Genomic DNA, 23,421 nt, shown 5'->3' with positions numbered 1-23,421 from the left:
GTCAGTCCACCAGTGCCAATGCTGCAGGACGTGCGGCTGGGCGGGCTGCAGGCGGCACCGCGCCGCCCGCATTGGCGGCGATAATGCGCTGAACCAGTTGGTCCGCCTGTTCCAGCTCGTGCTCGAATACGCCGGTCTTGTAGGCCGCGCGGCGGGTGGCCGTGCTGGTGGCTACCGCGCCGCTGTGGTCCGCCGTATCCACCGACACATGCATGGACAGGCCCAGTTTAAGCGGGTGCGCGGCCAGTTCTTTCGGATCGAGCGCAATGCGGATGGGCACGCGCTGCACCACCTTGATCCAGTTGCCCGTGGCGTTCTGTGCCGGCAGCAGCGAGAAGGCATTGCCGGTCCCCGCGTCCTGGCCGATGACGCGGCCCGTGTAGCGCACCTCCTTGCCGTACACGTCCGCGCTCAGCACCACCGGCTGGCCTATCCGGATATCGCGCAGCTGCGATTCCTTGAAATTGGCGTTCACCCACATCTGCTCCGGCGGCACGATGGACATCAGCGCCGCGCCCGGCGCCACGCGCTGGCCGAGCTGCACATTGCGCTTGGCCACCAGCCCGCTGACCGGTGCGCGCAGCGTGGTGCGGGCCGAGGCGACGTAGGCGTCGCGCAGCTGGGAGCTTGCGGCCTGCACGTCCGGATGATTAGAGATGCTGGTCTGGTCCACCAGCGCGCTGGTGCCGGCAAGCTGCTGCTCGGCCACCGTCAGGGCGGCGCGCGCCGTCTTCACGGCGTCTTCAGCGTGTTCTATGTCCTCGCCGGATACGGCGCCGCTGTGCGCAAGCGCTTTGCGCCGGGCCAGGTCGGCGGTGGCGCGCGCCAGGTCCGCCGCGCGCAGCGTGACGTTGGCGCGGCCCTGGCTGGCGTTGGCGAACTGCGCCCGCACCTGCCGCACGGCCTTGGACAGCTGCGCTTCGGCGCGTTCCAGCGCAAGCTTGGCGTCCACTTCGTTCAGCTGCACCAGCACCTGGCCGGCCTGCACATAGTCGGTATTGTCGGCGCCGATCTCGGTCACGCTGCCGGACAACTGCGGTGTTACCTGCACCACGTTGCCTTCTACGTAGGCGTCCTCGGTCACCTGATGGCCGTTTGGCGCCAGCATCAGCCATGCGGCGCCAGCGGAACCGGCCAGCAGCGCGGCTGCGGCGATATTGGTGAAGGTTGCGCGCTTGGCCGGAGCCGGAGCGGTTTGCGCTGGGGGAGTTGCTTGGGTCATGATGATCACCGCGAAGTCAGAGGAATGGAGTCCTGGCGGTAGCCGCCGCCAAGGGCGCGCGCCAGTTGCATGTCGAGGTCGAAGGCGCGCGTGTCGAGTTCAATCTGCGCGCGCTGCTGCGCCAGCACCTGGATTTGCGCCGCCAGCACCTGCAGATAATTGCCGACGCCCGCGCCGTAGCGCTGCACCGACAAGTCGTAGGCCTGCTGCGCCGTGGCGAGCGCCTCGGCCTGCAGGGCGTTGCGCTCGCCCAGCCACTGGATGGACACCAGCTGGCTGACCACGTCGCGCAGCGCGTCGGCCAGGGTCTGGTTATAGGCTTCCACCGCCAGGTCGTAGTCCGCGTTGCGCAGCGCGAGATTGCCGCGCAGGCGGCCGCCGTCGAAAATGGGCAGGCTCAAGCCCGCGCCCGCGCTGGCGATGCTGCTCCCGCCTTGCAGCAAGGCGCTGAAGCCCAGGCTTTGCAGCCCCACCAGCGCGTTCAGGTTGATCGTGGGGTAAAACTGCGCCTCTGCCACGGCGATGTCGCTGCCCAGGGCTTCCACCCGCCAGCGCTGCGCCACCACGTCCGGGCGGCGCGCAATAAGTTCACTCGGCAGCGTGCTGGGCACGGCGGCCGGACGCATCTTCAGCAACTGCGGACGTGCAATGGCCAGGCCACGGTCCGGCCCAGCGCCCAGCAGCGCCGCCATTTGCGCGCGCACCAGGGCCAGTGCTTCGTCGGCCACGGCGATGTCGGTGCGGGCAACGGGGATGGCCAGTTCGGCCTGTTTCAGCTCGGCCTGCGAGTCCAGCTTGGCCGCCACGCGCTGGCGCGTCAGTTCCAGCACGTGCTGGCGCTGTTTCAGCACCGCTTCGGCCAGGTCGCGCTGGGCGTAGAGCTGCGACAGCTTCAGGTAGGTTTGCGTTACGCCCACCGTGAGCAGCAGGCGCGCCGCCTCGTTTTCCACTTCGGCGGCTTTCTGCCGGCCCAGCGCCGCGTCCACGGCGGACTGGTTCTTGCCCCAGAAGTCCAGTTCATAGGAAAAATTCAGCGTGGCCTCGTTGCTCCACTTCCACGATCCGGCAAGCGGCTTGGGCACATTGCTGTTTTCGCTGAACTGCACGCGGTTGCTGCGCGCAGCGCCGCCCACTTGCGGCGACAGCGACGCCTCCGCGATGCCGGCCGCGGCTGCGGCTTGCCGCACCCGCGCGTCGGCCATGCGCATGGTGGGGCTGGAGGCCAGCGCTTCGTCCACCAGGCGGTTCAGCTGTTCGTCACCGTAGCGCTGCCACCAGTCATAAGCGGGCCAGGCTGCCGGTGACAGCGAAACAGGCATGGGCGCCAGCGTGGCGGCGGCCTTGAGCTGGTTCGCCTCGTGCAGCCGCGCCTGCGGTTTCAGGCCGCCGTCGCTGGCGCATCCCGCCAGCAGTGCCAGCGTGGCCGCTGCGACCAGTTCCGGCATACGTAGAGTGTTCATCTTGGCATCCTTGAAAAGTACTTGCCTAGGCAGGCAAATCCGTAAAAAAATTTCAACGGCGGTTAGAGGCGATAATTCTTTGCAAAAAACCTTGCAGCTGGGTCGCCTCTTCCGGCGTAAAACCCTCCAGCGAGCGGGCGTGCACCTTGCGCACCGCCTCCATAATCTGCGGATACAGGGCAACGCCCTCCTCGGTCAGTTCGAGGATCTGGCTGCGGCGGTCCTCCAGCGAACGCACGCGGCGGATAACGCCCTTCTCCTCCACCCGGTCCAGCAGGCGCTTCATGGCGCCGCTGTCGTAGCCCATGAAATCGCAAAACTCCGTCAGCGTGCTGGCGCGCTCGTGGGCAATGCCCACCACCACCATGAACTGCGCCGATGTGATGTTCAGCGGCGCCAGCTCGCGCTCCATATCGGCCAGAAAGCCGCTGCGCGCCTGGGTCAGCAAAAAGCCGAGGCCACCGCTAAACATCTGGTTCCAGGCTTTGGATGTGTCGAATTTCATGCCGCTTGCTCCTGTTTGAAATTACCTGCCTAGGCAAGTAACTGTATTATACGAGAACTTTCGCCAGACGCAAGCGGCCAATCAACTCAGCTTACAGGAGGCCAATCAGGCGACGACGGAGCGCGCCGGGTCGGCGCCGGTCAGCTTCACTTCGCGATGCCAGCCTTCGGTGTACACCGCCCCTGCGCCGCCCAGGTCCAGGCAGGTCACGTAGAACGGCTGCTGGTACGGCATGGTTGGCAGGCCCAGCAGATCCGCCGCGACGTTGTGGCCCGCGTAGCGCCCCATGTCGATGGCGTGCTGGCAGGCCATCATGGCGTGATTGCCAGGGTTACGTCGCCTGCGGCGTAGACGTGGGCTGCGCCGGTCACGCTCAGGTCGAGCGCGACGTGCAGGCGGCCGAGCGGATCGCGCTGCCCCGACACCTGCTCGGTCAACGCGCTGGCGCGCATGCCGCCGGTCCAGATTACCGTTCCTGCGGCAATGCGGCTGCCGTCCGCCAGCTCCACGCCGGAGCTGAGCAGGCGTGTGACCTTCATTTCATTCAATCACGGGACGCGGACCCGCGCCCAGTTCCGGGCCGATGCGCCGTGCTGGCGCAGCACACGCTGGCCGACCTCGCGCGCCGCGTGGAAACAAAAACGCCGCCCGGTTACGGGGCGGCGACGATACAGTGGCTCGGCAGCCGGACGGCAAGCCGCCGCCCGGGCCGGGGCTCGTAGCGAGCCGCCGGATTACTGCAGCGCTTCGGCCGGGCCGAAGAACTCGTAGTAGGTCTGCGCTTCCGGCACACCCAGTTCGCGCAGGTGCGTCTTCATGGCCTTCATGAAGGGCGTCGGGCCGAGGAAGTAGGCTTCCACGTCGCGCGATTCCGGCAGCCAGTCCGCCAGGTGCTCCTTGCCGATGTAGCCGGTGGCGTGCGCCTTGACGTCGCTGCCGTGGTCCTGCTCGTACACATAGTAGCGGCTCAGCTGCGGGTGCTTCTCGGCCAGTTCGTCGATATGGCTGCGGAAAGCATGCACGCCGGCGTGGCGCGCCGCGTGGATGAAGTGCACCGGACGGCGGGTGCGCAGCGCCGCGCCCAGCATGGCCAGCGTCGGGGTGATGCCCACGCCGCCGCTGATCAGCACCAGCGGCTTGTCGCTCTCGGCCAGGGTGAAGGCGCCCGACGGCGGGAACAGGGTCACGCTGTCGCCCACGTTGACGGCGCCGTGCAGGTGGTTCGAGACCTTGCCGTTCGGCTCGCGCTTGACGCTGATGCGGTAGGTGGCGCCGTTGCTTTCGGCCGACAGCGAGTACTGGCGGCGCATTTCCGTGCCGTCCACCGTCACCAGCAGGCCGATGTACTGGCCCGGCAGGAAGGACACCACTTTGCCGCCGTCCGCCGGGGCGAACACGAAGGACGTGATCTCGTCGCTTTCCACGGTCTTGGCCGCCACCTTGAATTCACGCGCGCCGCGCCAGCCGCCTTCGGCCTGCTCGTTCGCGGCGTAGATCTGCTCTTCGGCGCCGGTCAGGATTTCCACCAGCTGGCCGTAGGCCGAGGCCCAGGCGTCGATCACCGCGTCGGTGGCCACTTCCGCGCCCAGCACTTCACGGATGGAGCCCAGCAGCGCTGCGCCGACTTTCGGATAGTGCTCGGGCAGGATTTGCAGCGAAGCGTGCTTGTTGATGATGGTGTTCACCAGCGGGCCGAGTTCCTGCAGGCGGTCGATATTGGCCGCGTACATCAGGATGGAGTTGGCCAGGGCGCGCTGTTGGGTGCCGCCGTGCTGGTTGGCCTGGTTGAAGAACGGAATCACTTCCGGGAAATCGTTGAACAGCTTCAGGTAGAAGTGGCGCGTCAGCGTCTCGCCGCCGGTTTTCAGGATGGGCACGGTGGCGGTGATGATGGCGCTGTGTTCTGGGGTCAACATATTGGTTTGCCTTTGCTAGTGGTTGATCAGGTGAGTTGGGGAGTCAGGCGGCCAGGCGCTCTGCTTCGAGCGCTTCCACGGCCGGATAAAATTCGTGGTCTTCCTTCTTCATGCGGTCGTAGACGCGGCGCAGCACCGCGTTGGCCTGGGCGCGGAATTTTTCCGGCTCGGCCAGCAGATGGGCGGCCGAGTTCCAGGTAGTGGCGAAAGCCATGTAGGCAGCCACAATGCCGTTCATCTCGAACTGGTACAGATTGCTCATGCGGGCAATGGCGGCGTCGCCGCTGGCGCGCAGCGTGGGGTACAGCACCTTGTCTTCCACAGACAGATGCAGCTTGATGTTGCCGCTCATGCCGATAATGCGCGCCGCAATGCGTTCGGCGTTCGCTTCGATGCCGCCGTGGACCAGTTGGCGCAAGGCGTCGATGTCGGCGAGAATGTCCTCGTGCTGGTGCTTGAATTTGTCGATGTTCATGGCTTTCGCTCCGGATTTCGCTATCAATGTGACTGAACTATAGCCGGTTTTCCATAAACATGCAATCTATCTACATCTTTAATTTGGAGCGCTGGTTTTCGGCGGAACAGCATGGTGGCGGCGGCCGCCCCCGCGATTTGCGCAAGGATGCAGGCTGGGGCATCGGCCAGGCGCAGGCCGCCGCTGCCCAGGGTGCGCGCAAGCGTCATGGCCGGGTTCATGTGTGCGATCGAGGGGCTCCAGCTGCAGGCCGCCATGACGTAGGCCGCCACGGCACACGCCGCGACTGCGGGACGGCAGCGTCCGCAGTTGATGAAGACGGCCAGCAGGCCGAATGTGGCGGCAAATTCGCCCAGCAAGGACGCCGCGCCGCTGTGGCCCTGGCTGGCGGCCACCAGCCAGGGCATGCCGAAGATGGCGTGCGCGCAGGCCGCGCCCAGCATGGCGCCGGCGCCCTGCGCTGCGGCGTAGGGCAAAGCCAGTTCCGGTTCCAGGCTGCCGCGCCAGGCTTGGCTCAAGGCCAGCAAGGGGTTGAACAAGCCGCCGGAGACAGGGCCGAAGAGCAGTATCAGCAACGCCAGGCCCGTGCTCGATATCGCCGATGCTATTGCCGGCGCCCATGCGGCGTCGGCGCCTGCCAACCGCGCCGCCGCAAAACCGGCGCCGCAGGAAATTGCCAGCAGCAAGGCCGTGCCGGCGAATTCGGCGGCCAGGCGCCTGGCGATGAGCGCGCCCCGCCCTGCGCCGGCCGCTGCTACCGGGTGCTTGATTGTTACCACCATCATTACACTTCTCCCTCATCGAACGAACAACCCTCCAATGTACGGAGGGCTGGCCGGGACGAGGTCTGCGCGCGGCGATAGCTGCTATAGCGCCGAGGCCTTGCCGTTGCTGCGCACAATGGCCAGTGCGGCGTCGAGCCCGTCTTGCAGGGCGTTGATGTCGATGGGCTTGGTGAAGTAGCGGAAGAAGCCCGCGTCCAGCGCGGCGTCGATGTCCTTGCGCATGGCGTTGGCGGAGATGGCCAGGACCGGGATGGACGCCGTGGCCGGGTCCTCGCGCAGTTGGCGCTGGATTTCGCGGCCGCTCAGGCCGGGCAGATTCATGTCCAGCAGTAAGATGTCCGGAAGCTGGCGGCGTGCCATGTCCAAGCCTTGCACGCCATCCGTGCACGTGATCAGCCGCAGGTCGCTGCGGAAACTGAGCACATCTTCCACCAGGCGCAGATTGGTTGGGTTGTCTTCCACATACAGCAGCAGCGGCAAGCCGCCGCGCTGCTGGGTCGGCTGCTCGGCCGCAGGCATGGCCGCTGCGGCAATGGCGGCGCGGGCGCTTTCCGGCGCCGCCGTCGCCGGCAGCTCGACCCAGAACATGCTGCCCGCTCCCGGGGTGCTCTGCACGCCGATGGCGCCGCCCATCAGCTCCACCAGCCGCTTGGTCACCACCAGGCCGATACCGCTGCCCTCCTCCGTGCCGCCTTCCTGGCCCAGCCGGTTGAAGGGCTGGAACAAGGCATCAAGCTGCTCGGGCTTGAGGCCGGGGCCGGTATCCTGCACCGACACGCGGATTTTGTCCACGCCGGCTTCCGCGCAATCGACCACGACAGCGCCGTATTCGCGGTTGTATTTGATAGCGTTGGACAGCAAATTGAGCACGATCTGCTTGAGCCGCGTGCGGTCGGCTTTCACATACATGTCCACCGAAGGCGCCACGATAACGCGCACGCCGCGCTTGTCGGCCGCCACGTCCACCATGCGGTGAGCCTCCTGCAGCAGTTCGGCCAGGCCCACCGGTTCGATCGAGAGCATCACCGTACCGGATTCGATCTTGGCCAGGTCGAGGATCTCGTTAATCAGCGTCAGCAAATGCTCACCGGCCTTCAGAATATGTCCCATGAAAGTCTTGCGCTGCAGCTCGGTGACGGGCAGCTTCTCGTTATTGAGCAGCTGGGCAAAGCCGAGGATGGCGTTGAGCGGCGTGCGCAGCTCGTGCGACATGCTGGCCAGGAACAGGTCCTTGGCCTTGTTGGCCCGCTCCAGCTCCAGCTTCTGCTGCTGCAAGGCGCGTTCGATGCGCTTGCGCTCGGTAATGTCGCGGATCGCGCTCGAGACCAGGATCTCGCCCTCGGTTTCCAGCGGGCTGAGGCTGATTTCGACGGGGAATTCCGTGCCGTCGCGCCGCAAGCCGTACAGTTCCAGCCCGGCGCCCATGGCGCGCGGACGCGGCGCGTGGAAGAAGCTGCTGCGCTGTTCCGGGTGGCCGGCGGCAAAGCGCTGCGGGATCAGGACTTCCATGCGCTTGCCCAGCAGCTCGCGCCGCTCGTAGCCGAACAGCTGCTCGGCCTGCGAGTTGACCAGCACGATGTCGCCCTGGCGGTTGACAATGACGATGGCGTCCGGCGCCGACTCCAGCAGACCCCGGAACTTCTGCTCGGCCTTGCGGCGCTCGCTGATGTCGCGGATGGCGCTCATCACCAGCTTGCCTTCCTCGGTGGTGATAGGGCTCAGGCTGATCTCGACGGGAAACTCCACCTTATCCTTGCGCAGCCCATACAGCTCCAGCCCGGCGCCCATGGTGCGCGAGCGCGGCTGCACGAAGTAGTTGCTGCGGTGGCTGATATGGCCGTTGCGGTAGCGCTCCGGGAGCAGCACTTCGATGGGCTGTCCCTTGAGCTCGCCCGGTTCATAACCGAACAGCCGCTCGGCCTGGGTGTTGGCCAGCACGATCAGGCCGGTGGAGTTGGCCATGACGATGCCGTCCGGCGTGGACTCAAGCACGTCGCGGTATTTTGCCTCCACATGCTTGGCGTCGCGCAAGGCTTTCTGGCGCGTGATGTCGTTTTTGGAAAGGAGGATGAACTCCTTGCGCTCGGGGCCATCCTGCACGATCTTGCTGGCCACGTTGACGAAGATAGGTGCACCGCTTTTCTGGCGGCGCAGACCCTCGTAGTCATAGGCGCCGCCGTTCCTGGCCAGTTCGGCCAGGAAGGCCTGCCAGTCTGCGGTGCTCTCGCCGGTCAGCTCATAGATATAGCGCCCTATGGCCTCGTTGGCCGTGTAGCCAAATAGTTGCTCCGCCCCGCCGGTCCAGTGCGCCACCTTGCCGTGGCGGTCGGTAACGATCACGCCGCCGGGCGCCTTGTCCAACACCAGCTGATCGAAATCGGTTGTCATCACACGTCCCGAAGCAAGAAGTGGCCCTGAGTATAGGACTGGACGCTCGGTGGCACAAGCATTGTGACATGTCATTTCACTACCATTTTGGTAGCGATGCCGCTCTGCGCCGGCAATCCTTGACTTTCGGCGGCGCAATTGCTCCAATGCCAAGATGCTTGTACCTTTTACCATTTCGCAATTCGCCCACGTAGTCCTGCTGCCGCCGATGAGCCTGTTTCTCGCCATGCTGGCGGGCTGGCTGCTGCGCCGCCGCTGGCCGCGCACCGGCCGCGCATTGTGGGGCGGCGGACTTGCCGCACTGGTGGTGCTGAGCACGGACGCGGGCGCGCGCCTGCTGGTGCGCCCGCTGGAAAACCTGACCGCGCCGCTGGCGGCCGGGGCAGAGAAGCAGGCGCAGGCGGTGGTGGTGCTGGCCGCCGGCAATATGGAGCATGCGCCCGAATACGGCGGCAACAGTCCGGACAGCATTGCGCTGGCGCGCCTGCGCTACGGCGCCCACTTGCAGCACAGTAGCGGCCTGCCGCTGCTGGTCACGGGAGGCAACGCGATTCCAGAACGTGGCGTGCCGCCCAAGGCCGAGGCCATGGCGCGCGCGCTGCGCGAGGATTTCCGCACGCCGGTGCAATGGGTGGAGTCCGCTTCCGCCACCACGGCGGAGAACGCCGAACTGTCGGCCCGGCTGCTGAAACCGGCCGGCGTGCGCACCGTGCTGCTGGTGACCGACGCCATGCACATGCCGCGCGCTCGGCGCGTTTTCGAACGCGCCGGCCTGCAAGTGGTGGCCGCGCCCACCGTATTCCGTGCCTGGGGGCCGCTGTCGGCGTCCTCCTTCCTGCCGAGCGCGGACGCGCTGGCATCGTCCTATTACGCCGTCTATGAATGGATAGGCCTGGCGTGGTACCGCATTAAAGAATAACCCTCTATCGGAATTTTATGTCCCGCACTAAACGTTCATCGTCCCGTAAATCCTCCAGCCGCCTGTTGCCGCTGGCCATAGTCGCCCTGCTCGGACTGGGCGTGGGCGCCGCTGCCGCCTTCTACGCCGTCAACCAGGTGGGCATGGCGCCGCGCCAGGTGGGGCCGTATGTGGAGCGCCGCGCAAGCGGCCACAACAATATTGTGGAAGGCCTGGGCCGCAAGCTTGCCGCCACGCTGGCCGGACTGGACGGCGGCGCCGCCAGCGCGCCGCCGCTGCCGGCCTGGAGCGCCGGTGCACAGGCCGCAGGCACGCAAGTCGCCCCGTCCGGCAATGCGGTGCCAGTGTCCAATCCCGGCGCGCTGGTGCAGGCCATGGCGCAGGCCCGCGCGGGCGATGTGATTACGCTGCAGCCGGGCACCTACAGCTTCAGCGGGGTGAACTTCATCGCGGCAAGCGCGGCGGGATCGAAGGAGCGGCCCATCACGGTGCGCGCGGAGCGCCCGGGCACGGTCCATATCGAGTTCAAGCTGAGCGAAGGCTTCCTGGTCAGCGGGCCTTACTGGGCCTTTGAAAACCTGGCCATACGCGGCGCCTGCACCGATACTGCGCAGTGCCAGCACGCCTTCCACATTGCCGGCCGCGCCAATGGCTTTGTGGCGCGCAACAACACCATCAGCGATTTCAATGCGCACTTCAAGATCAATGCCCAGGGCGGCAGCGCGCCCGACGACGGCGTGATTGAAGGCAATACGCTGAGCAACACCGCCGCGCGCAAGACCAGCGAACCGGTGACGCCCATCGACCTGGTGGCGGGCAGCCGCTGGGCCATACGCGGCAATCTGATCTCCGATTTCATCAAACAGGGTGGCGACGGCATCAGCTATGGCGCCTATGCCAAGGGCGCCGGCTCGGCCAATCTGTTCGAACGCAACGTGGTGCTGTGCGAGCACAATCTGCGCGGCTACAGCGGCCAGCGCGTGGGCCTGTCGCTGGGCGGCGGCGGTACCGGACTGCCCTATTGCCGCGACCAGCGCTGCATTACCGAACAGGACGGCGGCGTTATCCAGTCCAACCTGATCGCCTCCTGCTCCGACGAAGGCATTTATTTGAACCGCGCCGCCACCAGCAAGGTACTGCACAACACGCTGATCGACACGGCCGGCGTGATGGTGCGCTACCCGGAAAGCAGCGCCCAGGTGGAAGGCAACATTATCGACGGCCGCGTGCGGGCCGACCGGGGCGGCATTATCCATGCCGGAGACAACCTGGAAACCGGCCTGACCCGCCTGTTCATGGGTTCGCATCCGCAGCGCGCCCTGTTCCGCGACGCGCTGGGCCTGGACCTGGCCTGGGCCGGCGAGGCCCCGCGCCGTGTTTCGGCGGCGGAGCCAGCCGCGGCCCCGGCGGACCTGTGCGGCAAGTCCCGTCCCGCGCAGCCCGCTTACGGTGCGGTGGAGAACTTCGCGGCCTGTTTGAAGCGCTGAAGCTGCACTAAAGCGGTGCAACCGCTGGCGCATCCGCGCTTGTAATGCTGGCACGTTTCTTGTTACTACAAGTTTATCGCAGCCACGGAACAAGCAGATGCCTACCTTCTTCAATGAAATGCATGCCGACGGCGGATTGGAAGTGCGCGAGCACTACCGCGAATTCTGCCGCTGGCTGGCCCAGCAGCCGCCCGAAACCATAGAGCGCAAGCGCGCCGAAGCGGATTTGATGTTCCGCCGCGTCGGCATCACTTTCGCTGTCTACGGCGACGACGCCGGCACCGAGCGCCTGATTCCCTTCGACATTGTGCCGCGCATTATCCCGGCGGCCGAATGGAGCCAGCTGCAAACCGGCCTGGTTCAGCGCGTCAAGGCGCTGAACATGTTTATCCACGACATCTACCACGGCCAGAACATCATCAAGGCCGGCATTATTCCCGCCGAGCAGATCTACCGCAACGCCCAGTACCGGCCTGAGATGCAGGGGATTTCGGTGGCTTCCGACATCTACGCCCATATCGCCGGGGTGGACATCGTGCGGGCCGGCAAGGGCGAGTTCTACGTGCTGGAGGACAATCTGCGGGTGCCGTCCGGCGTGTCCTACATGCTGGAAGACCGCAAGATGATGATGCGGCTATTCCCCGAGCTATTCGCCCGCAACAAGGTGGCGCCGGTGGAGCACTATCCCGACCTGCTGCTGGACAATCTGCGCTCGGTTGCCCCCATGGGCGTGGACGACCCCACCGTGGTGGTGATGACGCCCGGCATGTACAACTCGGCCTACTTCGAGCACGCCTTCCTGGCGCAGCAGATGGGCGTGGAGCTGGTGGAGGGCAAGGACTTGTTCGTGGCCGACAACTCGGTCTACATGCGCACCACGCACGGCCCCAAGCGCGTGGACGTGATCTACCGCCGCCTGGACGACGACTTCCTCGACCCGCTCGCCTTCCGGCCCGATTCCTCGCTGGGCGTGCCCGGCCTGCTGTCGGTCTACCGCGCCGGGCGCGTCACGCTGGCCAACGCCATCGGCACCGGCGTGGCGGACGACAAGTCCATCTACCCCTACGTGCCGGACATGATCCGCTTCTACCTGTCCGAGGAGCCCGTGCTCAACAACGTGCCCACCTACCAGTGCCGAAAAAAGGAGGACCTGCAGTACACGCTGGCCCACCTGTCCGACCTGGTGGTGAAGGAAGTGCACGGCGCGGGCGGCTACGGCATGCTGGTGGGGCCGGCGTCCACGCGCGAGCAGATCGAGGACTTCCGCCGCCGCCTGATCGCCAAGCCGGACGGCTATATCGCCCAGCCCACGCTGGCCCTGTCGAACTGCCCCACGTTCGTGGAAAGCGGCGTGGCGCCGCGCCATATCGACCTGCGGCCTTTCGTCCTGTCCGGCAAAACCATCTCCATGGTGCCGGGCGGCCTGACCCGCGTAGCCTTGCAGGAAGGCTCGCTGGTGGTGAATTCGTCGCAAGGCGGCGGCACCAAAGACACCTGGATACTGGAAAAGGATCAACCATGCTGAGCCGCACCGCCGACCATTTGTTCTGGATGGCCCGCTACACCGAGCGCGCCGAGAACACCGCCCGCCTGCTGGACGTAACGGTGCAGACCTCCATGCTGCCGCTGTCCGAGCAGGACGCCGCCCAAGGCTGGCGCGCAATGCTCGGCATTTCCGAACTGCAGGCCGCGTATGACCGCAAGCACAACACGGTGGATGCGCGCTGCGTGATCGATTTCATGGTGCGCGACCCGTCCAACCCGTCCTCCATCGCGGCCTGCCTGAAGGAAGCGCGCGAAAACGCCCGCGCCGTGCGCGGCACGCTGACGACCGAGGTGTGGGAGATCCAGAACCAGACCTGGCTGGACCTGAACAAGCGCCTGGGCAACGGCGTGCTGGACCACGATCCCAGCCAGTTCTTCGAGTGGGTGAAGTACCGCTCCCATTTGTCGCGCGGCGTCACGCTGGGCACCATGCTGCGCGACGACGCGGTGCATTTCATCCGCCTGGGCACCTTCCTGGAGCGGGCCGACAACACGGCGCGCATCCTGGACGTGAAATTCCACGGCGCGCGGGATGCAAGCGAGGGCGGCGAGTCCGGAAGCGAACAGACCCAGCGCGACTTCTACTACTGGGCCGCGCTGCTGCGTTCGGTATCCGGTTTTGAAATCTACCGCAAGGTCTACCGCGACGTCATCACCCCGGCGCGCGTGGCCGAACTGCTGATGCTGCGCGCCGACATGCCGCGCTCGCTGCTGGCCTGCATGGATGAAGTGGTGCAGAATCTGCAGCATGTGCGCAACGACCTGTCCCGGGATACCGAGCGTTTTGCGGGCAAGCTGCACGCTGAACTGCAATTCGCCCGCATCGACGACATCCTGCAAGCCGGACTGCACGACACGCTGACCGAATTCCTGCAACGCATATACGAACTGGGCAACCGCATCAGCCGCGATTTCCTGGTACCGCTGGCCGCTTGAGCGTACGCCTGAAAGAACACTATGCAACTATCGATACGGCATGAGACGAGCTACAGCTACACGGCGCCGCAGGCTTATTCCATCCAGCAGCTGCACCTGACGCCGCGCGCCGAGGCGCACCAGCACGTGCTGAACTGGCACTTGAGCACGGTGGGCCAGATCCACGGCTATACCGACGCCTACGGCAACCTGTCGCACATGCTGACCATTAACGCGCCGCACTCGGGACTGGCCATTATCGCGCAGGGGCTGGTGGAGACCACCACGCCGCCCGGCGGCCGCATTCCCAACGGCGACACGCTGTCGCCGCTGATCTACACGGTGCCGACCCGGCTAACGGCGGCCACGCCCGGCATCCTGGAGCTGGCAGCGGCCGCCCTGCCGGACGGCAAGGCGCAGACGCGGCAGCTGATGCAGCTGGCCGAGCATATTTTTGGTGCGGTGACCTATATCACCGGCTCCACGGAAGTGAGCACAACGGCAGGTTCGGCCCTGGCGCAAGGCAGCGGCGTCTGCCAGGACCATGCGCACATCTTCCTGGCCTGCTGCCATGCGCGGGGCATACCGGCGCGCTATGTGTCCGGCTACATCGACCCCGGCAACACCAGCCACGCGGCCAGCCACGCCTGGGTGGACGCCTGGGTGGAGGATGGCGGCTACAGTGGCTGGATCAGCATCGACGTGACCCACGCGCGGCTGATGGACGACAGCTATTGCCGCCTGGCCATCGGCCGCGACTATGACGCGGCCGCCCCGGTGCGTGGCATGCGGCGCGGCGGCGGCGGCGAAACCATGTCGGTCCAGGTCAGGATTGTGCCGCAATAGCACGCCGGCGGGCTGATGATAAAATTGATTCCTTGAACCAATACATTGTTATCAAATGACTTATTGCGTAGGAATGCGCCTGGATGCGGGCCTGGTGTTTTTGTCGGACTCGCGCACCAACGCGGGCGTGGATCAGGTCAGCACGGCGCGCAAGCTGAACGTGTTCGAGCTGCCGGGCGATCGCATGATGGTGCTGATGACGGCGGGGAATCTGTCGATTTCCCAGTCGGTGCGGCAACTGCTGTCCGAGCACGTCGGCGCGTCCGGCTACAGCATCTGGAACGCGCCCAATATGCACGAGGCGGCCCGCCTGGTGGGCGAAGTGGTGCGCCTGGTGCACGAGCGCGACGCGAAGGCGCTGGCCGAATTCGGCATCGATTTCAATGTGAGCCTGATTTTCGGCGGCCAGATCAAGGGCGAACGCTGCCGCCTGTTCCAGGTCTACTCGGCCGGCAACTTCATTGAGTCGCACAACGAGAACACCTATTTCCAGATTGGCGAGGCCAAGTACGGCAAGCCGATTATCGACCGCGTGGTCACGCCGGAAACCGCGCTGGACGAAGCCGCCAAGTGCGCACTGATTTCCATGGATTCCACGCTGCGCTCCAATGTGTCGGTGGGCCTGCCGCTGGACTTGCTGGTCTACGAAAACAATGCACTGGCGGTGACGCGCTTTGTGACCATCGACGAGCGCAACGAATACTTCCAGATGATACGCAGCACCTGGGGCCAGCAGTTGAAGACCATCTTCGAAGGCATCGCGGCGCCGGTGTGGGACAGCTCGCCGCAGGCGCGGGTGAGCAAGCCGGTGCGGGTGCCGCTGCCGGAAAGCCTGGCGTCCGGCACGCAGCCGCCCGCCGCGCCGCAATCGTTTGCGCAGCAGTTCGACAACAAGCAACAGTAAGTTACAGCGGCCGCCAGCGCTTCAGCAGCAGCGCGTTGCTGATGACGCTGACTGAGCTGAATGCCATGGCCGCGCCCGCCACCACAGGGCTGAGCAGGCCAGCCGCCGCCAGCGGTATCCCCACCAGGTTGTAGATAAACGCCCAGAACAGGTTCTGGCGGATTTTGCTGTAGGTACGGCGCGAGATATCGATGGCGTCCGCCACCAGCGCGGGCTCGCCGCGCATCAGTGTAATGCCGGCCGCGTGCATAGCGACGTCGGTGCCGGTGGACATGGCGATGCCCACGTCCGCCGCCGTGAGCGCGGGCGCGTCGTTGATGCCGTCGCCGACCATGGCCACGGTTTCGCCCGCCGCCTTCAGCCGCGCCACTTCCTGCGCCTTCGCCCCCGGCAGCACGTTGGCAATAATCCGCTGGATGCCCAGCGCGCCGCCAACCGCTTGCGCGCTGCCCTGATTGTCGCCCGTGAGCAGCACGGTCTTGATGCCGAGCGCATGCAGCTTGTCCACGGCGGCGCGGGCGTGCGGCTTGACCTCGTCGCCAAAGCCGAGCAGGCCGAGCAGGCGCGGCGGCGTGCCCGCAGCCGCTATCCACGAAACGGTATTGCCCGCGTCTTCCAGTGCCTGCGCCCGGTCTTGCAGCGGCGCCAGGTCGACGCCGGACTCCTGCATCAGCCGCGTGCTGCCCAGCAGCAGCGGCTGTCCATCGACAGTTCCCGCCAGACCACGGCCCGGCAGGGCTTGCAAGTCCGTCGCCGGCGCGGGCGCCATGCCGCGCGCTGCGGCCAGCACTTTGACGGCGCCGGCCAGCGGATGCTCGCTGCCCTGCTGGAGCGACGCGGCCAGGCGCAGCAAGGCTTTCTCGTCCTCCACGCCGGCGGCGGCCGCCAGTCCGGTGACCACAGGCTGGCCCACCGTCAGCGTGCCCGTCTTGTCGAACACCACCGTGCTGACGCGATGGGCGATTTCCAGCGCCTCCGCGTCCTTGATCAGGATACCGTGCCGAGCACCGGCGCCGGTGCCGGCCATCATCGCCGCCGGCGTGGCCAGCCCGAGGGCGCATGGGCAGGCAATGACCAGCACCGCGACGGCATTGATGATCGCTGTGCCCGCCTCAGCTCCCGCCAGCCACCAGCCGGCAAAGGTGAGCGCCGCGATGACCAGCACAACGGGCACGAACACGCTGCTGACACGGTCCACCAGCCGCTGCACCGGCGCTTTTTCCGCCTGCGCGCTTTCCACCAGGCGGATAATGCGCGACAGCGTAGTTTCCGAACCGACCGCGTCGGTGCGCACCAGCAGCAGCCCTTCGGCGTTGATGGCGCCGCCGGTCACCCTGGCGCCGGGATGCTTGGCAACCGGCAGGCTTTCGCCGGTCAGCATGGATTCGTTGACATGGCTGGCGCCCTCGGTGACGGTGCCGTCGACAGGCACGCGCTCGCCGGGCCGGACCACGACCACGTCGCCCACGCGCACCGCGCTGATGGGCATGTCCTGCTCCACGCCGTTGCGGCGCACGCGCGCCACGTCCGGCCGCAGCGCTTGCAGGGCGCGGATGGCGTTGGTGGTCTGGCGCTTGGCGCGCGCCTCCAGCCATTTGCCGAGCAAAACCAGGGTGATGACGACCGATGCGGCCTCGAAATACAGGTGGGGCATGGCGTTGCCGGAAGCGAGCAGCTGGTAGACGCTCAGGCCGAAGGCGGCGCTGGTGCCGATGGCGACCAGCAGATCCATATTGCCTTCCCCTGCCCGCGCCGCCTTCCAGCCCGCGATGTAAAAGCGCGCGCCCAGCCAGAATTGGACCGGCGCGGCAAGCGCCAGTTGCAGCCAGCCCGGCAGCATCCAGTGCAGGCCGAACAGCTCCGCCGCCATGGGCACGATCAGCGGCAGCGATAGCAGCGCGGCGATGCCGACGCGCACGCCGTCGCGGTCGATTTTGTCCGCTTTGGCGGCATCGGGCGCGGTGTCAGCTGCGGCATCGGGTGCGGCCTCCGGCGTGGCTTGATATCCAGCAGCTTCGATAGCGTCCAGCAGCAGTTGCACGTCCACGCCCTCGCCCGCCTCCACGCTGGCGCGCTCGGTTGCGAGGTTGACGCTGACGCTGTCCACTCCCGCCACTTTCCTGATTGCTTTTTCTACCCGGCCCACGCAGGACGCGCAGCTCATGCCTTCAATGTCGATGGAGTGTGTTGCCATGATAAAGTCCTTAACCCTGATCTGGCCTCCAGTGTAGGCCTTCCCATGATGGGAAGGTCAAGCGCAATGTCAGCGGCGCCGCAGGCCGTACCAGGCGCAGGCGGCCACGGGCGCGCCCAGCGCCGCGGCGGACAGGTAATCCCATACGCCGTCCCCCACCAGCGCGGAGACCAGCCCCATCGTGGTCAGCACGCCGAACAATATCGGCGCGCCCCACATGCGCATGAACGGTCCCTTCATTTGGACGCCCCCTCGCCGGCGAGCGCCAGTTCTTGTGCTTCCTCCGCCGGCGCGGACTGCGCGCTCGCCCTGGCCGTATTGCCGCGCTTAAGCCACAGATACAGCCCGCTGCCCAGCACGACAATGGTCGCGATATCGAGCATGGCCCACAGGAATTGCATCCATGCGCCGCCGTAGTCGCCGAAATGCAGCGGCTGCGAGATCAGCAGCGCCGTCAGGTACCACGGCAGCTCGCGGCGGTCGGTGATCTGCGCTGTTTGCGCGTCCACCAGCACCGGCTTGTACAGGCGCGAGGTCAGCGCCTCGTTACCGCGCATGAAGATACCGTAGTGGTGCGCGCTGGTGAACGGCGTGCCAGGGAACGCGACAAAGCCTATCTTCATGCCTGGCTCGGCGGCCAGCGCGCGTGACATGGACTGTTCCATGGATGCCAGCGTGGTCGGCGGCGGCAAGCCCTTGTAAGGCGCCACCATTTCCGCCATCTCGGTGTACTGCCAGTATTTCAGCAGCAGGTCCGCCCAGGTATTGATCATGCCGGTGGCGCCCACCACCAGCGCCCACACCAGCGTGACGATGCCCAGCATATTGTGCAGGTCCAGCCATTTCAGGCGGGGCGCGCGGTCGCGGCGCACGGTGCCGAAGTCCAGCTTGCGCATGAAGGGCGCGTACAGCACCACGCCCGACACAATGGCGATCACCAGCAGCAGCCCCATAAAGCCCAGGAACAGCTTGCCCCACAGGCCGGCGTACAAGTCCACGTGCAGGTGGAACATCACGCCGACGAAGGAGTCCTCGAAATTCGGCTGGGCCAGCACCTTGGCCGTGCGCGCGTCCACCGCGATGGGCTTGTATTCGGGATCGTTCGGATGGTCGCCCATCGTCAGGTTCCAGATATTCGGCTCGTCCGCTTCCTGGGACATATACATCATGACCTTGCCCGGATACAGCGCTTTGCCGGCCGCGATTACCCGGTCCAGGTCCGCCTTGGGCGTGCCGGGGGCCATGGCGGGCGCTTCCACGTCGTTGCCCAGCAGGTGGCCAATCTCATGATGGTAAATCAGCGGCAGGCCGGTCAGGCAAAGCAGCAGCATGAAGATGGTGCAAACCAGGCTGCTCCATTTGTGTATCCATGCCCAGCGGCGGGTAGTGGCGGGTGTCATTGCAATGCGGCACTTCTATCGTAAAGATTGAATAGTAATGCAAACCATTCTCATTTACTAGACAAAAACCATCTCTCAGTCCCATAATATTTGCTTCGACGACCAAATGTAACGCTCTCCAAGACCTATGCCTCAATTCCAGCTCACCCCTTTCGCCCTCGCAGCCAGCCTTTTTGCCTGCCAATTTGTAAGCGCTAGCGCAACTGCGCAGACCACGGACAGCGCGCAGCCGGCCGCTCCGCTTGCCACGGTCGTCATCAGCGCCTCGGCCGATGCGTCCGCCGAAGGGCTGCCGAAAGCCTATGCGGGCGGCCAGGTGGCGCGCGGCGGCCGCCTGGGCCTGCTGGGCAATGTGGACATGATGGATACGCCCTTTAACACCACCAACTACACCCAGTCGCTGATGCAGGACCAGCAAGCCCGCTCGGTGGCCGACGTGCTGCAGAACGACCCGTCGGTGCGCGTGGCGCGCGGCTTCGGCAACTACCAGGAGCTGTACGTGATACGCGGCTTCGCTGTGAACTCGGACGACCTGGCCTACAACGGCCTGTACGGGCTGTTGCCGCGCCAGTTCGTGGCGACCGAGTTGCTGGAGCGCGTGGAAGTGTTCCGTGGCGCGAATACCTTTATCAACGGCGCCCAGCCCGGCGGCGGCGGCATCGGCGGCACCATCAACCTGCTGCCCAAGCGCGCCGGCGCGCACGACCTGACCTCGCTCACGCTGGGCACCGAAAGCGGCGGCCTGGGCTACGCCGCGCTGGACCTGGGCCGCCGTTTCGGCCCGGACAAGAACACCGGCATCCGCATTAACGCCGTGCGCCGCGACGGCGACACCGCCGTGGACCGCGAAGGCCGCGAAATGAGCTTGCTGTCGGTCGGCCTGGACTTCCACGGCGAGGGCTACCGCCTGTCCGCCGACGTGGGCTTCCAGGAGCACAAGCTGCAAAACGCGCGCCCCAGCGTGACGGTGGCCGGCGGCATCGCCCTGCCCTCCGCGCCGGACGCCAGCCGCAATTTCGCCCAGAACTGGACCCACTCGAACGAGCGCGACACTTTCGGCACGCTGCGCGGCGAGGCCGACCTGGGCTCCGGCGCCGTGGCCTGGGCCGCGCTCGGCGCCCGTTCCGGCAAGGAATCGAATGTGCTGGCGGCGCCCACCGTCTCCAACACCAAGGGCGACGCCATCATGTACCGCTTCGACAATGAGCGCAAAGACAGCGTGCGCACCGGCGAGGTGGGCGTGCGAGGCAAGCTGCGCACCGGCAGCGTGAGCCACAGCCTGAGCGCCACCCTGTCCGCCTTCCACGCCGAGTCGCGCAATGCGTATGCGATGAGCGACTTTTCCGCCATCGCCACCAATATCCACGCACCGGTGGACAAGGCGGCTCCCCCCACCATCTACTTCGGCGGCAATCTGGGCGATCCGGGGCTGACGCGCAAGAGCGAGCTGTCCAGCTACGCCGTGGCCGACACCATGGCCTTTGCCGACGACAAGGTGCTGCTGACTGTGGGCGTGCGCCGCCAGACCATCAAGGACTATGGCTACGACTATGGCACCGCCGAGGAGAACGCCTCCTACAACCAGAGCGAGCTGACGCCGATGGCCGGCCTGGTGTACAAGCCGTATAAGGGCGTGTCGCTGTACGCGAACTACATCGAAGGCCTGCAGCAAGGCGCGGTGGCGTCCGGCGCGGACGTGCTCAACAAGGGCGCCATTTTTGCGCCGTACAAGTCGCGCCAGAAGGAAGTGGGCGCGAAATACGACACCGGCTCGCTGGCGTTCAGCGCCGCGCTGTTCAGCACCGGCCAGCCGTCGGGCTATGTGGAGAACGGCTACTTCGGCGTATTCGGCGAGCAGCGCAACCGGGGCCTCGAGCTGTCCGTGTTTGGCCAGCCGATGCGCGGCCTGCGCCTGCTGGGCGGCCTGACGCTGCTGGACGCGGAGCAGAGAAAGACCGAAGGCGGCAGGAACCAGGGCAAGGATGCCATCGGCGTGCCTGATACGCAGCTCAATATCGGCGCTGAATGGGATGTGGCCGCCGTGCCGGGCCTGAGCGTGAACGCGCGCGCCCTGCACACCGCCAGCCAGTTCGCCGACGGCGCCAACCTGCAGCGGCTGCCGTCCTGGAACCGCCTGGATGCCGGCGTGAGCTACGCCACCCGTATCGCCGAGCGCAACGTGACGCTGCGCGCCCGCATCGACAACCTGACCGACAAGAACTACTGGGCTTCGGCCGGCGGCTACCCCGGCTCGGGCTACCTGGTGCTGGGCGCGCCTCGCACGGTGACCGTGTCGGCCACGGTGGACTTCTAAACGCGGTTCAGCGCTTCTCCATGCCGCTCGGCAGGGTCATGGTGAAGCGCGTCCCTTTGCCCAGCTCGCTCTTGACGTCGATCTTCCCGTCCAGCACGCCGTACACGATGTTGTAGACGATGTTAAGGCCGAGCCCGGAACCGCCCCTGCCCAGCTTGGTGGTGAAGAAGGGGTCGTAGATGCGGCTCATGTTTTCCGGCGCGATGCCGCCGCCGTTGTCCACCACGCATACTTCCACCTTGCCGCCGTCCACACTGTGCGCGCTCACCACCACTTCGCCCTCGCCGCGTCCGTCAAAGCCGTGGCTGAGTGCGTTCGTGATGAGGTTGATGAGCACCTGGCCGAAGGGGCCGGGGTAGCTGTTCATTTCTATTTCTTCCGGCACGTCCTGGCGCACCGTGATGCCGGACTTCTTGAAGGTGGGCATCAGCACCAGCAGGATTTCGCTGACCAGCTCGGCCAGCAGGAAGACCCGGCGCTGCGAGGTGGTGCGGTCCACCGCCACCTGCTTGAAGCTGGCCACCAGGTCGACCGAGCGGTGCAGATTGCGCAGCACGATTTCTGCGCCGGCATTGATATCCGTGACAAAGGTATCCAGCGTGGAGCGCTTGAGGCCTGCGGCGGCCAGCTTCTGGAAGTCGCGTGTCTGGTCCATCAGCGTGCTGACGGCCAGCAGGCTGTTGCCAATGGGCGTGTTCAGCTCGTGCGCCACGCCTGCCACCAGCGCGCCCAGCGCGGCCAGCTTCTCGTTGCGCACCAGGTCGTCCTGCGCGCGCTGCAGCGTTTCCAGCGAGGCGGCCAGGCCACGGTTGGCCTCCACCATCTGCCCGGTGCGTTCGGCCACCTCCAGCTCCAGCCGGTCGCGGTACTCCAGCAGCTCCAGTTCGCCGCGCTTGCGCTCGGTGATGTCGGTGGACACGCCGCCCAGCGCCCAGGTGTGGCCTTGTTCGTCTATCAGTGGAAATTTCTCCGACAAATAGGTGCGTTCCTCGCCGTGGTGGTCGGGCAGCGTCTCCTCATAGGCTTTGGCGTGGCCGGTGCTCAGCACTTCGTGGTCGTTGGCGCGCAGCGGACTGCCCGGGCTGGCGCCGAACAGACGCACATCGTCCTGGCCGATCGGATCGGGCGCACCAGCCGGCAGCGTGACGCGGAAGCGCTCGTTGACCAGCATGTAACGCCCTTCCAGGTCCTTGATGAAGATAATGGCGGAGGACTTCTCCACGATGTTTTCCAGCTGCGACTGGCTGCGGCGCAGCGCGGCGTCGCGCGCGGCCAGGGTGCCCAGCATGGTGTTGATGGCCTCGGCCAGCTGGCCTACTTCGTCGTGCCCGGCCACTTCGGCGCGCAGGTCGTAGCGCTGCTCCTGCGTGACGCGGTGCGCCACCGCCGAGAGGGCCAGCAGCGGCCGCGTGACCAGGCGCAGCACGATGATGGCCTGCAGCAGGCCGCCCACGGTGAGCGTGAGCAAGACCACGGCCAGCACCGGGCTGTAGCGCTGCAGCCGCTCGGCCAACGCCGGCAGCGTGTATTCCACCTGCAGGTAGCCCACGGTCTCGTGCCCGAAGCGCACCGGCGCCATCATGGCCAGATAGGGGCCGGCGAGCTGCTGGCCGGATGGCGAGGGAGTGGCGGGCCAGGCGCAGTTGGTTGTGCCATTGCGCCGGTAGTGCGCAAAAGGCTGGTGATGGGCGTCGAACAGGCAGGCGCTGTGCAGGTCGGGCGTGCCGCGCAGGGCGGCCAGCGTGCGGGTGGCGGCGTTGCGGTCGCCGAAGTTCAGGTCCGCGTCCAGGTTGAGCGCAACCAGCTCGACACGGCTGGCCAGTTCCGACACCAGCCTGGGCTTGGCCACCGCCACGTCATAGGAAGCCAGGGCCACCAGCGCCGCCAGCAGCGAGATGCCGGCCGTGATGACCGACACCAGCAGCAGCTTGCGCTGCAGCGCCATATCCGTGAGCGCGCCGCGCAGCGCCGCCGCCCAGGATACGCCGAAGCCGGGCATCTTCCTCATGCCCGGCCAGTCCCGGCCTGCTGTTTCGTGCCCGCCATCGCTAACCTCGTATCGGTAGGAAACATCTTTGATTCTAGCGCAAGCTATCCCGCCTCCTCCAATATTCCGGCGTTCAAAACAACAAATGAAAATCCGCGT

The 23,421-nt window shown here is 66.1% G+C and carries 20 protein-coding genes; 7 read left to right on the top strand and 13 right to left on the bottom strand.

All coding sequences use genetic code 11. The annotated features are described in order from the left end of the window. Position 1: 1 nt before the first annotated feature. The 9 genes from KT882_RS16445 to KT882_RS16410 form a co-directional block, all read right to left on the bottom strand. On the bottom strand, positions 2-1,222 hold the full coding sequence (locus KT882_RS16445) for an HlyD family secretion protein (RefSeq protein ID WP_228892526.1): 1,221 nt from the start codon (positions 1,220-1,222) through the stop codon (positions 2-4). Between the two features lie 5 nt (positions 1,223-1,227). Then, entirely contained in the window at positions 1,228-2,682 is a 1,455-nt protein-coding gene (locus KT882_RS16440; RefSeq protein ID WP_228892525.1) for an efflux transporter outer membrane subunit, read from the bottom strand. 52 nt (positions 2,683-2,734) lie between these two features. Further along, the gene (locus KT882_RS16435; RefSeq protein ID WP_161072895.1) at positions 2,735-3,187 is read right to left on the bottom strand and encodes a MarR family winged helix-turn-helix transcriptional regulator; all 453 of its coding nucleotides are present in this window, start codon (positions 3,185-3,187) and stop codon (positions 2,735-2,737) included. Positions 3,188-3,292: 105 nt separating this feature from the next. After that, positions 3,293-3,502: a hypothetical protein gene (locus KT882_RS30905; RefSeq protein ID WP_407682013.1), complete on the bottom strand. Its 210-nt coding sequence runs from the start codon at positions 3,500-3,502 to the stop codon at positions 3,293-3,295. After that, a complete protein-coding gene (locus tag KT882_RS30900) occupies positions 3,499-3,726 on the bottom strand; it encodes an FAD-dependent oxidoreductase (RefSeq protein ID WP_407682012.1) in 228 nt (75 codons plus the stop codon). The genes KT882_RS30905 and KT882_RS30900 overlap by 4 nt, the downstream gene beginning before the upstream one ends. A 195-nt stretch (positions 3,727-3,921) precedes the next feature. Continuing rightward, the gene (gene hmpA, locus KT882_RS16425) at positions 3,922-5,103 is read right to left on the bottom strand and encodes an NO-inducible flavohemoprotein (RefSeq protein WP_161072893.1); all 1,182 of its coding nucleotides are present in this window, start codon (positions 5,101-5,103) and stop codon (positions 3,922-3,924) included. A gap of 43 nt (positions 5,104-5,146) precedes the next feature. After that, positions 5,147-5,578 carry a hemerythrin domain-containing protein gene (locus tag KT882_RS16420; protein WP_161072892.1) on the bottom strand — a complete coding sequence of 144 codons (432 nt, stop codon included), beginning with the start codon at positions 5,576-5,578 and terminating at the stop codon, positions 5,147-5,149. Positions 5,579-5,601: 23 nt separating this feature from the next. Further along, entirely contained in the window at positions 5,602-6,363 is a 762-nt protein-coding gene (locus KT882_RS16415) for an aquaporin (RefSeq protein ID WP_228892524.1), read from the bottom strand. 81 nt (positions 6,364-6,444) lie between these two features. Then, entirely contained in the window at positions 6,445-8,751 is a 2,307-nt protein-coding gene (locus KT882_RS16410) for a PAS domain S-box protein (protein ID WP_228892523.1), read from the bottom strand. A gap of 208 nt (positions 8,752-8,959) precedes the next feature. Here KT882_RS16410 and KT882_RS16405 point away from each other — a divergent pair, with 208 nt between their 5' ends. The 6 genes from KT882_RS16405 (at position 8,960) to KT882_RS16380 (ending at position 15,367) form a co-directional block, all read left to right on the top strand. Further along, the gene (locus KT882_RS16405; protein ID WP_228892522.1) at positions 8,960-9,670 is read left to right on the top strand and encodes a YdcF family protein; all 711 of its coding nucleotides are present in this window, start codon (positions 8,960-8,962) and stop codon (positions 9,668-9,670) included. 17 nt (positions 9,671-9,687) lie between these two features. Continuing rightward, positions 9,688-11,157: a right-handed parallel beta-helix repeat-containing protein gene (locus tag KT882_RS16400; protein WP_228892521.1), complete on the top strand. Its 1,470-nt coding sequence runs from the start codon at positions 9,688-9,690 to the stop codon at positions 11,155-11,157. A gap of 97 nt (positions 11,158-11,254) precedes the next feature. Continuing rightward, positions 11,255-12,682, top strand: a complete 1,428-nt coding sequence (locus tag KT882_RS16395; RefSeq protein WP_161072888.1) for a circularly permuted type 2 ATP-grasp protein — start codon at positions 11,255-11,257, stop codon at positions 12,680-12,682. After that, the gene (locus KT882_RS16390; RefSeq protein ID WP_161072887.1) at positions 12,676-13,638 is read left to right on the top strand and encodes an alpha-E domain-containing protein; all 963 of its coding nucleotides are present in this window, start codon (positions 12,676-12,678) and stop codon (positions 13,636-13,638) included. The genes KT882_RS16395 and KT882_RS16390 overlap by 7 nt, the downstream gene beginning before the upstream one ends. Positions 13,639-13,659: 21 nt before the next feature. Further along, entirely contained in the window at positions 13,660-14,463 is an 804-nt protein-coding gene (locus KT882_RS16385) for a transglutaminase family protein (protein ID WP_161072886.1), read from the top strand. A gap of 73 nt (positions 14,464-14,536) precedes the next feature. Further along, a complete protein-coding gene (locus KT882_RS16380; protein WP_228892520.1) occupies positions 14,537-15,367 on the top strand; it encodes a peptidase in 831 nt (276 codons plus the stop codon). 1 nt (position 15,368) lies between these two features. Here the strand turns inward: KT882_RS16380 and KT882_RS16375 are convergent, their stop codons facing one another. From KT882_RS16375 to KT882_RS16365, 3 genes are all read right to left on the bottom strand, one after another. Next, positions 15,369-17,561: a heavy metal translocating P-type ATPase gene (locus KT882_RS16375; RefSeq protein WP_321170257.1), complete on the bottom strand. Its 2,193-nt coding sequence runs from the start codon at positions 17,559-17,561 to the stop codon at positions 15,369-15,371. A gap of 69 nt (positions 17,562-17,630) precedes the next feature. Next, positions 17,631-17,801, bottom strand: coding sequence for a hypothetical protein (locus tag KT882_RS16370; protein ID WP_187358727.1), 171 nt, complete (start codon positions 17,799-17,801; stop codon positions 17,631-17,633). After that, positions 17,798-18,961, bottom strand: coding sequence for a PepSY-associated TM helix domain-containing protein (locus KT882_RS16365; protein WP_228892519.1), 1,164 nt, complete (start codon positions 18,959-18,961; stop codon positions 17,798-17,800). Before KT882_RS16365 ends, KT882_RS16370 begins: the two co-directional genes overlap by 4 nt. A gap of 127 nt (positions 18,962-19,088) precedes the next feature. Between KT882_RS16365 and KT882_RS16360 the strand changes: the two genes are divergently transcribed. Continuing rightward, the gene (locus KT882_RS16360) at positions 19,089-21,275 is read left to right on the top strand and encodes a TonB-dependent receptor (RefSeq protein WP_228892518.1); all 2,187 of its coding nucleotides are present in this window, start codon (positions 19,089-19,091) and stop codon (positions 21,273-21,275) included. A gap of 7 nt (positions 21,276-21,282) precedes the next feature. Here the strand turns inward: KT882_RS16360 and KT882_RS16355 are convergent, their stop codons facing one another. Further along, complete coding sequence (locus KT882_RS16355) at positions 21,283-23,283, bottom strand: ATP-binding protein (RefSeq protein ID WP_228892517.1); 2,001 nt, start codon at positions 23,281-23,283, stop codon at positions 21,283-21,285. Positions 23,284-23,421 lie beyond the last annotated feature (138 nt).

Source organism: Pseudoduganella aquatica (assembly GCF_020865585.1).
GTDB classification, from domain to species: Bacteria; Pseudomonadota; Gammaproteobacteria; order Burkholderiales; family Burkholderiaceae_D; genus Rugamonas; species Rugamonas aquatica_A.
The sequence above is the reverse complement of the archived record's forward strand: the minus strand, read 5'-3'. Positions and strand labels throughout refer to the sequence as shown.